Here is an 11336-nt window from a genome sequence, read left to right as displayed (position 1 = left end):
CCCGTGACTTTTTCTCCTTACCAGCATCAGGACCCTCGCCAAACAACGCTTCAGCGTCAGATCGAGCAATCGCGGCAGGTTGGCGATGCTGAGCGTTTGCAGCGTCTCGAACTTCAGTGGGTGCATCGTTTTGGCGTGGCCTCCCTGCCCGCTGGCGATCGGCCCATGGTTCAGCCTGAGATCCACCAGATCGAGATCGAGCAGGAGATCGAGCAGCCCGCAGCTGAGGTGTCCCAGGAACGCCATCAATCGCCCTCAGGAATCGGGCGGTTCACCGCCTTGCTGCGCGACTCGCTTGATGATGTGGCCCGCACCTTGGATGAGAGCAGCGGGGATGCATTCGAGCAGAATCGCTCGGCTTCGGCTTCGGCTCCTGTTCCGGTAGCCAGCCCCCAGCGGCTGCGGCGCTGGCTCACGCCAGTGACCAGCGATGAATTTCCCAAAGCCTCCTGATGACTCTGCCCCTTAGCAAGGGCCTGATCGTTTCAGTTCAGGCTCCTGAAGGCTCGCCGATGCGCCATCCGGATGTGATCGCTGCTATGGCCGACGCCTCACTCCGAAACGGTGCCCTTGGCGTCAGGTTGGAGAGCCCTGAGCACGTCGCTGCCGTGCGCGAACACTGTCCAAAGGCTTTGATCATTGGCCTTTGGAAGCGATCTTGGCCTGATAGCTCGGTCTACATCACACCGCGTTGGCACGAAGTGAAGGCCATTTGGGGCGCTGGTGCCGATGTTGTGGCACTGGATGCAACGGATCGGTTCCGGCCGCAGGCTGAGGAGCTGGAGGATTTGGTTAAACGGGCCAAGGATGAACTGGGGGCTCCGTTGATGGCGGATGTTGACAGCGTGGAGAATGGCTTGAGAGCCGCGTCGTTGGGATGCGACTGGGTCGGAACCACCCTGTTTGGTTACACCGAATCAACCAGGGATTCGAGACCACCAGGCCTGCATCTGTTGAAGCCTTTGCGTGCTCAGCTTCCACCGGAAACAATGTTGATCTGTGAGGGAGGCATCGCGTCCCCGCAGACCGCCAGGGATGCCATCAGCGAGGGTGCCGATGCAGTGGTGGTGGGTACGGCAATCACGGGTGTGGATCTTCAGGTGGCGTCTTACCACCAACACATCACCAGGCAAACTGTTTGAGTCCCGCGAGACTCGGCCGTGGATCGCCTGCTTGTTCTTCCGGTTGTGATAACCGGTTTTGTGTTCGGGATGCCGATGGCCACTCTGCCAATGGGTGAGCTTCAGGCCCTCAATCGGGAGTTGGGGCAGCTTTGCCGTAAGCCACCCCGAGAAGCCTTGGCGGTGTGCCGTATTCACGCCCGCCTGATTCGCGCTCTCTGAGTATCAGATCACGCGAGCCAGGCGGATGTGAGCGGGCTCACATCATTCCGGGCATGCCCATGCCGCCCATGCCACCCATACCGCCCATGCCGCCCATACCACCCATGGGATCGCCTCCGGGTGCAGGAGCTGCAGGAGGTTCGGGCTTGTCGGCCACCACCACTTCGGTGGTGATCAGCAGCGACGCGATGGAAACCGCATCCTGAAGGCCCAGCCTCACCACTTTGGCGGCGTCGAGGATGCCAGCCTCGAGGAGGTTTTCATAAGCACCTGAGAGTGCATTGAAGCCCTGGCCGGTGCGCTGCACCTGCTCAACAACCACATCGCCATTGGCCCCTGCATTAATCGCGATCTGGCGGAGAGGTGCGCTCAGAGCGCGACGCACAATCTCAACCCCGGTGCGCTGATCACCTTGCAGTTGATCAGCCAGCCCGCTCAGGGATCCGGCCAATTGGATCAATGTGCTGCCACCGCCGGCCACGATGCCTTCCTCCACAGCAGCTCTGGTGGCATTGAGGGCATCTTCGATGCGCAGTTTGCGGTTCTTCAGCTCGGTTTCCGTCGGAGCCCCCACCTTGATGACGGCCACACCGCCGGCGAGTTTGGCGATGCGCTCGTTGAGCTTCTCGCGGTCGTACTCGGAGTCGGTGTTCTCCAATTCCCTGCGGATGGACGCCACGCGCTCAGCGACGGCATCACGGCTGTCTTCGCTGGCGACGATGGTGGTTTCTTCCTTGCTGATGGTGATGCGACGGACGCGGCCGAGATCCTCCAGCGTCACCTTGTCGAGCGTCATCGCTCGGTCTTCGCTGATCACGGTTCCACCGGTGAGGATGGCGATGTCCGCGAGGGCGGCTTTGCGGCGCTCGCCGAAGGAGGGTGCACGCACAGCAGCCACCTGAAGCACGCCGCGGTTTTTGTTCACCACGAGGGTTGCCAGGGCCTCTCCGTCGACTTCCTCGGCAAGGATCACCAGGGGAGATCCGGTTTTTTGAACCGTCTCTAGAACCGGAACGAGATCAGCTACGGCACTGATCTTGCGATCGGTCAGCAGCAGCAGGGCATTTTCGAACTCACAGAGCTGACGATCACCATCGGTGACGAAATAAGGCGAGCTGTAACCCCGATCAAAGGCCATTCCTTCGGTCACCTCCAGCTCCGTGGCCAGTGACTTGGATTCCTCGACGGTGATCACCCCGTCAACAGTGACCTTGTCCATGGCTTCAGCCACCATGCGACCAACTTCTTCATCGCCTCCGGCGCTCACTGTGGCCACCTGCCGGATGGCATCCCCACTCACAGACTGGCTGCGCTCGGCGAGCCCTTCGACGATCTGAGCGACCGCTTTCTCCATGCCGCGACGGAGCTCGATCGGGCTGGCACCAGCTGCGGTGTTGCGTAGACCTTCCTCGACCATGGCCTGAGCCAAAACGGTCGCGGTCGTTGTTCCATCACCGGCTTTGTCCTTCGTTTTCGACGCCACCTGTTGAATCAGCTTGGCCCCGATGTTTTCGAAAGGATCTTCGAGCTCAATCTCTTTGGCGATCGTGTCGCCGTCATTGACGATATCGGGAGCTCCGAAGCTTTTCTCCAGCACCACGTTGCGTCCGCGGGGGCCGATCGTGACGCGCACGGCATCGGCGAGAGCATTCATGCCTCGCTCCAGTGCGGCGCGAGATTCATCCGAAAAACTGAGAAGTTTGGCCATGAGTGACACTTACCCGTTGGTCAATGTCCCACAGCGGCAGGGCGCCTTGGGCGCTTCTTGAAGTGGGGAAAGCCGAATCTTTCTCCATTCAGGCCCGACAGAACGAACACTGCTCGGTAGCTTTAAACCATGAACGATTCAGGCGCGCTGTTCTTCGTTCTGATGACCGGTCTGGCCGGGATCATGGCGCTGGTCTATGTGCCACTTCGGATCTTTCTCACCCTGACGGAGCGAAGGCGCCGGTACAAGCTGTTGCAGAAAATTCGCAGGCTCAGAGATGAGTTGGTGCAGCCGCTTGAACCGGGTGCAGCCCCCTGAACGTTGAGATCTTCCGAGGGATTGAGCTCAACCCATCACCATGCCGCCATCCACCTGCAGAACTTGTCCGGTGATGTACGCCGCTGCAGCATCAGCGGCAAGGAAGCGCACCGCGCCTGCCACCTGTTCCGGGGTTCCGAATGTCCCGAGGGGAATGGCTGTGAGAATGCCCTCGGCTTCAAGGTCCTTGGTCATGTCGGTGGCGATGAATCCCGGAGCCACGGCATTCACGGTGATGCCCCGGCTGGCCATTTCCTTCGCAGCGCTGCGGGTCAGGCCCACCACACCGGCTTTAGCAGCGGCGTAATTGGCCTGCCCTGCGTTGCCCATCAGCCCAACGACTGAAGTGATGTTGATGATCCGACCGCTTTTTTGCTTGAGCATCGGCCGGGTCACAGCGCGGGTGCAGAGAAACACTCCGGTGAGATTGAGATTGATCACCGCGTTCCAGTCGGCGGATTTCATCCGCATCAGCAGTCCGTCGCGCGTGATGCCTGCGTTGTTGACCAGAACATCGATGCGACCACTGCGCTCCAGCACCGTTTTGATCAGTGCGTCCACGGCGTCTTCATCGCCCACGTCGGCCTGAAGGGCATAGGCCTTTTCCCCCATGCTCTCGATCTCTTTCACCACGGCTTCGGCCGCATCCGGGGAGCTGGCGTAATTCACCACCACTTCCGCCCCGCATTCAGCCAGAGCCAGAGCCACGGCACGCCCGATTCCCCGGCTGGCACCGGTTACGAGGGCGGTCTGACCATCGAGGGTCCGGGTTGGGTTCATCCGATCTCTGCAGCCGAATGATCGTAAACATCAGCCCAAATCGGGCCTCATCCAGATGCCGGTTCATTCAAGTGGGCGACCCCGCCCATGGTTTCAACAGTGTCGAGGGCGTCCCCCAGGATCGTCCTAAATGCAGTCAACTGATCTTGGCTGCCCATCACCACCAGCATCTGTCCAGGCGCCAGAGTCATGCTTCCGCTTGGATTGGCGGTGAGTGTGCTGTTTTCGCGAATGGCCAGCAGCATGGCGCCGCTGCGACGATCCAGCGCAAGCTCCGCCAGGCTGCGATGGGAAAGGTGGCTCATCAGCAGAGGATCCCGGCTCAATCGGAACTCCTCGATTTCGCAGTCAGAGCCAGCCAGCAGATCCATGAAGTCAACGGCGATGGGCCGCAGGGCCGTGGCTGCCATCACCCGGCCTCCTGCCACGTAGGGACTCACCACCACGGACGCACCCGCCAGTTCCAGTTTGGAGGCGGCCTCATCGCTGTCGGCTCTGGCGATCAGCCGGCAGTTTTTGCGCAGGCCCCTGGCGCTGAGAACCACGTACAGATTGGCGGCATTGCTCGGTAGTGCCGCCACCAGGCTTCGGCAGCGGTCGAGCCCTGCCTCTAGGAGCGTTTCATCGAGCGTTGCATCGGCCTGAAGGACTTGCAGTCCTCGTTCCTGCGCAGCTCTCTGGCGTTTTGGATCCATTTCCACCACAAGAACCTGAACGTTCTCAAGCAGCAGCTGCTCACCGATCTCCTTGCCGATCCGGCCATATCCACAGAGGATCACGTGGTCGTGCATGCGCCGCAGCATCCGACGAAATCGAATCTCCCGTAGCTGGCGGAAGTAGCCAGATTGTGACAGTCCCAGCACCCGTTGGATCGTGAGCTGGACCACCAACAGTCCGCCGGCGATGGTCAGCACGGTCACCAGACGTCCTGCCTGGGACAACGGCTCCACCTCGCCGTAGCCGATGGTGCTGATGGTGATCAGCACCATCCAGAGGCAGTCTCCCCAGTCCCAGCCTTCGGTGATGCGGTACCCAATGGCGCCACCGAGAATCACGGCCGTGAGCGCCATGATCGGCAGCAGCCATGGGCGGGCCAGCAGCTGCAAATGGCGGCGACGCTGACCAGCTTTCAATCGGCCTGGCATCCGTTGGCGTCGCGCTTCGTTCATCAGAACCCGAGGGCTTTCATCACCTCCTCGGTGCTCAGGCCCTGACGATCGCCAGGCAGGACCCGGATGACGTCCCTTGTGGGCAGGGCATCGGCAGTGGCGCCCATCGCCACGAGGGGGACTCCGCAGTACGCCGTTAGCAGTTGGGTGATCGCGGAGCTGCTGAGAACAACATCGGCGCAGGCCACCGCTGCCGCACGCTGCGCGAACGGTGCTTGAGGGGTGAGAACCTCGCAGCGCAGCTGTGGCAACCGCTCACGAATCCTCTCGGGCAACAACTGCCAGCGTTCTTCCGGCCAGTCATTGGCGGCGTCATCCGGTGCCAACAGCAGCAGTGGTCCCTCCCCGGGCGGTTGTCGCTGGCGGGCTGCCTCCATGGCTTCGGCGGGCAGGCTGAGGCGGAAGTCGTCCGCATTCAGGGACAGGCCCAACGGTTGGAGATACGCCGCGAGTGCCTGGGGCTTCCATCCCTGGTCCGGAGACACCAAGGCTGTGCTCGAAAACCCTTCGGTCGCTACACGAACGGGGATATGGCTCATCGACAGCATCAGGTTGACCTGACGTCCGGTCGCGAAATTGAGGCAGGCCTGGAAGTCGGGTTCGCGCACGAGCCCGAGAAGGTTGGCCCACTCAGCGAGATTGGGATCTCCCGCAAAGGGGAAGGGGATCACTTTCTCAACCGACGGAAGTAAGTTCCACAGCGCCCGATGGGATGGCTCGCAGGCCACCTGGATCTGGGCGTCGAGCTGTTCGGCGACGGCTGCGAGGGCAGGAAGACGCTCCAGCTGCTGCAGCAGGCTTCCGGGGCTGAGAGCAAGAACGCGCATGAAGCGGCAGCACAGGTGGTGCGTGCTGATTGTATGGAGGCCGTTTCAGCCTGCTGTCAGCAGGAGTCGCTTGTGCATCTGTTGATTGCTGCCGCGGGCAGTGGCCGGCGCATGGGGGCGGATCGCAACAAGCTTTTGCTTGCTGTGCATGGGCGACCCGTCCTTGCGTGGACCTTGGAGGCTGCCGGCGCTGCGGCGTCCATCGATTGGATCGGTGTCATCGGTCAACCGGTGGACCAACCCGCCATGGCGGCCTTGTTTCACCATGCCGGGCAACCAGTGACCTGGATTGAAGGGGGCAGCACGCGTCAGGAGTCGGTGGAGCGAGGTCTGCAGGCACTGCCCGGGGATGCACGCCACGTGCTCATTCACGACGGCGCTCGTTGTCTTCTGTCTCCGCAGGTGTTCAATCGCTGTGCGGAAGCACTCCTGAAGGGTGGTGCGGTCATTGCCGCGACTCCGGTGACTGACACCATCAAGCGTGTGGACTCCCAAGGCGTGATCACTGACACTCCCAATCGTTCTGAGCTCTGGGCCGCCCAGACGCCCCAAGGATTCTCGGTGTCAGAACTGCGTGAAGGTCATGCCCAGGCGAGAGCCAGAAACTGGGTGGTGACGGACGATGCCTCGTTGTTTGAGCGTCTTGGCTGGCCGGTGCGGGTGCTCGATGCAGGGCCAGGAAACATCAAGGTGACCACACCCTTCGATCTCACCGTGGCAGCGGCCGTGTTAGCTCAACGCTGATTCGCACGCTCAAGGCTCAGTGTTCCCCGGTCTGCGTCCAGCCTGGCTGGAACGCCCATCGGCAGGGCTGCATTGCCTCCTGGGCCATGCCCAACCGGCAATCCCGAAATCACGGGAATGCCCAGATCGCCAGTGCGCTCCTTCAGGACCTGCTCCAGGCTGAACGTTTCTTCAGCGTTGGCTGGCAGGTTGGGATCGTCACAACCACTGAACCGCCCCAGTCCAATCCCCGCCAGAGCCTGAAGAGTGCCTGTCAGTCGCCAGTGCGTCAGCATTCGGTCCAGGCGGTAAGGCGCTTCACCCACGTCTTCGATCACGAGGATCATGCCCCGCAGATCCGGCAAGTGGGAACTGCCCAATAGGTGGGATGCCACGGTCAGATTGACGGTGATCAATGGGCCTTGGGCTGTCCCTCCCACCCAGGTCTCCCCTTGGAGATCAGGTGCTATCTGCTCGAAAAGCAGTTCCTGGAGGCGGTGCTGGCTCCAGTCGGGTTCATCGGCCAGCGTTGTGACCAAGGGTCCGTGCACGCCACCTCCCACGCCATGGGCAAGCCTTGAGCAGAGCAGGGATGTGATGTCGGAGAACCCCAGCAGCCAGCCAGGGCTCCAAGGCCATGGGTGTTCGAGCAGCCGTGCTGCTCCCCAACCTCCGCGGGCGCAAGCCAACAGGGATGGGGTCGGTTGCTGATCGAGGTCGCCTCTGCGCTGCTGGTCGGTTCCAGCCAGATAGCCCCAGTGCCGCCCATCAAGCTGATGGGGTTGCACCTCGAGTCCCCAGGATTCGAACACGGCGATTCCACGCTTCAGGCTGTCGTCGTTGCGGAGAGCCGAACTGGGCGCCGTGATGGCAACGGCGTCGCCGCGCTTGAGTGACGGCGGTTGAACAATGGGAGCCTTCGTGCGTGGCATCAACCCAGCCGGCTGAGGACCACCCCGGCGAGCAACAAGCTGCCGATTTGCACTTGTCGGGCGAAATGTTTGGCGTACACCGAGGCGGCTTGCTGGTCTTCCGCCTTCAAGGGAAGGGTTGAACGCCAGAAGCCGATGCAGGCCACACTCCAAAAGATCCAGAAGATCACTCCCGTTTGGGTTGCTGCGGCGGCAATCGCGAGCCCTACAGCCGTCAGGCCATAGCCAGCGCGTACAACCTTCACGGCGGAATCCCCGAGGGTCAATGCGCTGCTGCGCAGCTTGAGCGTGGCGTCGTCAGGCCGGTCCGCCATCGCGTAGACGGTGTCGAAGCTGAAGGTCCAGCAGAGTGTCGCCCCCCAGGTTGCAATCAGCGGCAGGCTGAGACTGAGGGACCCAGTGGCTGCAGCCCACGGAATCAGAACGGCGAAGCCCCAGCAGAACGCAAGGATGGCCTGTGGAAAGGGAAACCAGCGCTTGGCAGAGGGGTAGAGGAGGATCGGTGGCAAGGCCAAAACCGCCAATTGGAGGCAGAGCAGTCGCACGTCTGCAGGCAGGCTGATCACCACCAGCAGCGACAGCGTCAGCAGAACGGCCAGCAGAGTGAAGGCCTGCACACGGTTGAGATCGCCACGGGCTAAGGGTCTTTGACTGGTACGTGCCACTTCACGGTCAATTCTCTGGTCCCAGAGGTCGTTGGCAACGCAGCCTGCTGCACTGACAGCGAGCCCCCCGATCAGGATCTGGAGGATGAGCTGCAGGGATGGTGTTCCGGCTGGATTCAGCCAAAGACTCCATCCGGCTGGAATGAGAAGAATCAGACGGCCACTGGGTTTGTTCCAGCGCAGCAGGGCCACCCAGGGGGACGTGAGGCGGGAGGAGAGCGTGCCGGTCACGGACTGGGCTGACGGACTTGAATTTCTCAAACCTTAATCAGCGCCGGCGTCCCCTGGTGCCGATGCCAGAGTGGGCAGGTTTCCATCACGGTGCTCCATGGCAGGTGCCGAGCCTTTTCTTGAGACTGCGATGGATCAGAACAGCCGGCAGCTCAATCAGGAGTTTTCCGACGCCCCTCCGTTTGGGGAGCGTCTGCGGCAGGTCGCAGCCATCGATGTCGGCACGAATTCCACCCATCTGTTGGTGGCATCCGTGGATGTTGCATTGGGAACGTTCAGCATCGAGCTGGCCGAGAAATCCACCACACGGTTGGGTGAGAAGGACCCAGACACCGGCGAGCTGACGCCAGAGGCAATGGAACGAGGGCTTGCAAGCCTTCGCCGCTTTAAGGAACTGGCGATCAGTCACCAGGTGGAGCAGATCGTGATCGCAGCCACCAGTGCTGTTCGTGAAGCTCCCAACGGTCGGGATTTTCTGCAGACGGTGCAGGATCAGCTCGGGCTCGATGTGGATCTGGTGAGCGGTCCGGAGGAGGCTCGGCTGATCTATCTGGGGGTTCTGTCTGGGATGCCCTTCGGCGATCGTCCCCATCTTGTGCTGGACATCGGCGGTGGATCCACCGAGTTGATCCTTGCGGATGGTCGTGATGCCCGTGCTCTGACGAGCACCCGGGTGGGTGCGGTGCGTTTGCAGAGGGATTTCGTGAAAGACGATCCAATCCCTCCGCATCGGCGATCGTTTCTTCAAGCGTTCATTCAGGGATCACTTGAGCCAGCCGTCGACAAGGTTCACCGACGGATCAAGCCGGGTGAGACCCCTGTGCTGGTCGCGACCAGTGGCACGGCCATGGCCATTGGTGCGTTGGCAGCCACTGAAGACGATCGACCGCCGCTAAAGCTGCATGGTTACAAGGTCTCCAAGCAGCGCTTGGATCGCGTGGTGGAGCGCTTGGTGGTGATGACACCTGAGCAACGGCGCGACCTGGCACCGATCAACGACAGACGGGCGGAGATCATTGTTCCTGGAGCCTTGATTCTTCAAACCACCATGCAGATGCTGGGTGTTGGAGAGCTAGTTCTCAGTGAACGGGCCCTGAGGGAAGGGCTGATCGTGGACTGGATGCTGCGTCATGGACTGCTGGAGGACCGCTTCAGCTTTCAGAGCAGCATCCGCCAGCGCACGGTGATGCATCAGGCCCAGCGATTTGCCGTCAATCGGGTTCGGGCGGAGCGCGTTGCCAGTCATGCCCTCAGTCTTTACGACAGCACGCAGGGGTGTTTGCACCGTGATGACGGTTCAGGCCGTGATCTGCTGTGGGCGGCCGCTTTGCTGCATGCCTGCGGCCAACACATCAACCTCAGCGCATACCACAAGCATTCTTGGTACCTGATCAGGCATGGAGAACTGCTTGGTTACTCAGAATCCGAGCATCTGATGATCGCCGCGATTGCGCGCTATCACCGCCGCAGTTTGCCCAAGAAACGACATGAAGCTTGGCAGGCCTTGCAGACACGCCAGAACCGACGAACAGTCTCTGAAATGGCCTTGTTGCTTCGGTTGGCAGCAGCTCTGGATCGACGTCCAGACCCTGTTGTGAAAACCCTTTCTGTGGGGTTCACCTCCAGCTCCGTGACCCTGGAACTCGTGCCAGAGCGTCTGAATCAGAATCTCAGTCTCGAGCAGTGGAGCTTGGAAAGCTGTGAAGCGATTGTCCGGGAGGTCACTGGTCTGAACCTGAAGGTCAAGGTTCAGGAGTGATCTTGTGCCAGCGAATATCGGTGATGTCGCCGAGAGGTTGGGGGGGATTGTTGCCAACGCTGAGTAAAACGAGGTCAGGGCGTCCTGCATAAACCTCGTCTCCTGGATTGACAGCCAGTGGACTCTCTCCGTCAAGTGTTCCCTCGTAAACCGTCTCGCGATTGGCATTACGGACTTCCAGCCAGCTTGGTTCCTGACTGGTAATCGACAGTGCAGGAGCTTCGGATGCCGGGATCAGCGAGGATTCCGGTTCGGTTGTCACCGCTGGCTCCGGAGTCTCTGGCGTCGGCGGGCGCGACGTTGTGTTTGAAGCCACTGCAGGAGGCGAGATCTGCCGCTGTTTGGTAAAGACCAAAGCGCTGCCGATACCGATGCCAGCTAAGAGGGCGATGGTTGCCGCGGCTTTCCAGATCGTCGCCGATGGGTTTGATTCAGATCGTGCAGGAGATGGCTTGTCTCGGGAGGTAAGAGGAGAAGGGGTAGGGGGAGTCGTCTTAGGCGATCGTTCGGCTTGTCCCTCTGCCATTGCGATGCTCAGCTCATGGATGAGCGGGTCTGCATCCATCTGAAGCCTGGCCGCAACGCGTCGAGTCATGGCCTTGATAAACACCGGTTCGGGCAATCGGTCCCGTTCACCTTTTTCAAGAGCATCGAGCTGCTCGTGGCCCATGTGCAGGGAATCAGCCAGTTGTGCGCCACTCAGACCCGCCGCTTCCCTCGCCGAGCGCAGTTGGCTTCCGATAGTCACCAGCTTCGAGGCTGTCTCGTGTCTTGCCTGATCAGCTGACTCCTCAGAGCGCATTGGGGCCCGAACCTCTGAATTCGTCCGAACATAATGGTGATCTCGGATCTTGTCAGTCAGATCACGCACCTACAGTCAC

13 protein-coding genes are annotated in these 11336 nt (G+C 61.0%); 6 read left to right on the top strand and 7 right to left on the bottom strand.

Features of this window, described 5'->3' with window-relative positions; all coding sequences use genetic code 11:
* The first annotated feature begins 3 nt into the window (after positions 1-3).
* From SynPROS71_RS10040 to SynPROS71_RS10030, 3 genes are read left to right on the top strand one after another with little or no spacing between them, the layout of a single operon-like run.
* On the top strand, positions 4-453 hold the full coding sequence (locus SynPROS71_RS10040; RefSeq protein WP_186594859.1) for a hypothetical protein: 450 nt from the start codon (positions 4-6) through the stop codon (positions 451-453).
* Positions 453-1142, top strand: coding sequence for an N-acetylmannosamine-6-phosphate 2-epimerase (locus SynPROS71_RS10035; RefSeq protein ID WP_186594858.1), 690 nt, complete (start codon positions 453-455; stop codon positions 1140-1142). The genes SynPROS71_RS10040 and SynPROS71_RS10035 overlap by 1 nt, the downstream gene beginning before the upstream one ends.
* An 18-nt stretch (positions 1143-1160) precedes the next feature.
* Entirely contained in the window at positions 1161-1343 is a 183-nt protein-coding gene (locus SynPROS71_RS10030; protein ID WP_186594857.1) for a hypothetical protein, read from the top strand.
* Positions 1344-1380: 37 nt separating this feature from the next.
* Here SynPROS71_RS10030 and groL read toward each other — a convergent pair whose 3' ends face one another.
* On the bottom strand, positions 1381-3051 hold the full coding sequence (groL, locus tag SynPROS71_RS10025) for a chaperonin GroEL (protein WP_186594856.1): 1671 nt from the start codon (positions 3049-3051) through the stop codon (positions 1381-1383).
* A gap of 129 nt (positions 3052-3180) precedes the next feature.
* Between groL and SynPROS71_RS10020 the strand changes: the two genes are divergently transcribed.
* Positions 3181-3369, top strand: a complete 189-nt coding sequence (locus SynPROS71_RS10020) for a hypothetical protein (protein WP_186594855.1) — start codon at positions 3181-3183, stop codon at positions 3367-3369.
* Positions 3370-3396: 27 nt separating this feature from the next.
* Here the strand turns inward: SynPROS71_RS10020 and fabG are convergent, their stop codons facing one another.
* From fabG to SynPROS71_RS10005, 3 genes are read right to left on the bottom strand one after another with little or no spacing between them, the layout of a single operon-like run.
* Positions 3397-4149 carry a 3-oxoacyl-[acyl-carrier-protein] reductase gene (fabG, locus tag SynPROS71_RS10015; protein WP_186594854.1) on the bottom strand — a complete coding sequence of 251 codons (753 nt, stop codon included), beginning with the start codon at positions 4147-4149 and terminating at the stop codon, positions 3397-3399.
* Between the two features lie 47 nt (positions 4150-4196).
* On the bottom strand, positions 4197-5318 hold the full coding sequence (locus SynPROS71_RS10010; protein ID WP_370586820.1) for a TrkA family potassium uptake protein: 1122 nt from the start codon (positions 5316-5318) through the stop codon (positions 4197-4199).
* On the bottom strand, positions 5318-6145 hold the full coding sequence (locus SynPROS71_RS10005) for a glycosyltransferase family 9 protein (RefSeq protein WP_186594853.1): 828 nt from the start codon (positions 6143-6145) through the stop codon (positions 5318-5320). The genes SynPROS71_RS10010 and SynPROS71_RS10005 overlap by 1 nt, the downstream gene beginning before the upstream one ends.
* A gap of 72 nt (positions 6146-6217) precedes the next feature.
* Between SynPROS71_RS10005 and ispD the strand changes: the two genes are divergently transcribed.
* Entirely contained in the window at positions 6218-6889 is a 672-nt protein-coding gene (ispD, locus tag SynPROS71_RS10000; protein ID WP_186598037.1) for a 2-C-methyl-D-erythritol 4-phosphate cytidylyltransferase, read from the top strand.
* On the opposite strand, the gene SynPROS71_RS09995 is transcribed toward ispD, so the two are convergent.
* Both SynPROS71_RS09995 and SynPROS71_RS09990 read right to left on the bottom strand, forming a co-directional pair.
* On the bottom strand, positions 6880-7800 hold the full coding sequence (locus SynPROS71_RS09995) for an LD-carboxypeptidase (protein ID WP_186594852.1): 921 nt from the start codon (positions 7798-7800) through the stop codon (positions 6880-6882). The genes ispD and SynPROS71_RS09995 overlap by 10 nt on opposite strands.
* Entirely contained in the window at positions 7800-8696 is an 897-nt protein-coding gene (locus SynPROS71_RS09990; protein ID WP_186594851.1) for a 4-hydroxybenzoate polyprenyltransferase, read from the bottom strand. Before SynPROS71_RS09990 ends, SynPROS71_RS09995 begins: the two co-directional genes overlap by 1 nt.
* 97 nt (positions 8697-8793) lie before the next feature.
* Between SynPROS71_RS09990 and SynPROS71_RS09985 the strand changes: the two genes are divergently transcribed.
* On the top strand, positions 8794-10455 hold the full coding sequence (locus tag SynPROS71_RS09985) for a Ppx/GppA phosphatase family protein (RefSeq protein WP_186594849.1): 1662 nt from the start codon (positions 8794-8796) through the stop codon (positions 10453-10455).
* On the opposite strand, the gene SynPROS71_RS09980 is transcribed toward SynPROS71_RS09985, so the two are convergent.
* Entirely contained in the window at positions 10439-11203 is a 765-nt protein-coding gene (locus tag SynPROS71_RS09980) for a helix-turn-helix domain-containing protein (RefSeq protein ID WP_255442106.1), read from the bottom strand. The genes SynPROS71_RS09985 and SynPROS71_RS09980 overlap by 17 nt on opposite strands.
* Positions 11204-11336 lie beyond the last annotated feature (133 nt).

The organism is Synechococcus sp. PROS-7-1, from assembly GCF_014279795.1.
Lineage (GTDB): Bacteria > Cyanobacteriota > Cyanobacteriia > PCC-6307 > Cyanobiaceae > Synechococcus_C.
This window is presented reverse-complemented; position numbering and strand designations above follow the sequence as displayed.

Coding starts and splice junctions, on each gene's coding strand:
- SynPROS71_RS10035 (WP_186594858.1), top strand. CDS start 453: ATGACTCTGCCCCTTAGCAAGGGCCTGATCGTTTCAGTTCAGGCTCCT.
- groL (WP_186594856.1), bottom strand. CDS start 3,051: ATGGCCAAACTTCTCAGTTTTTCGGATGAATCTCGCGCCGCACTGGAG.
- SynPROS71_RS10020 (WP_186594855.1), top strand. CDS start 3,181: ATGAACGATTCAGGCGCGCTGTTCTTCGTTCTGATGACCGGTCTGGCC.
- fabG (WP_186594854.1), bottom strand. CDS start 4,149: ATGAACCCAACCCGGACCCTCGATGGTCAGACCGCCCTCGTAACCGGT.
- SynPROS71_RS10010 (WP_370586820.1), bottom strand. CDS start 5,318: ATGAACGAAGCGCGACGCCAACGGATGCCAGGCCGATTGAAAGCTGGT.
- SynPROS71_RS10005 (WP_186594853.1), bottom strand. CDS start 6,145: ATGCGCGTTCTTGCTCTCAGCCCCGGAAGCCTGCTGCAGCAGCTGGAG.
- SynPROS71_RS09995 (WP_186594852.1), bottom strand. CDS start 7,800: ATGCCACGCACGAAGGCTCCCATTGTTCAACCGCCGTCACTCAAGCGC.
- SynPROS71_RS09985 (WP_186594849.1), top strand. CDS start 8,794: ATGGCAGGTGCCGAGCCTTTTCTTGAGACTGCGATGGATCAGAACAGC.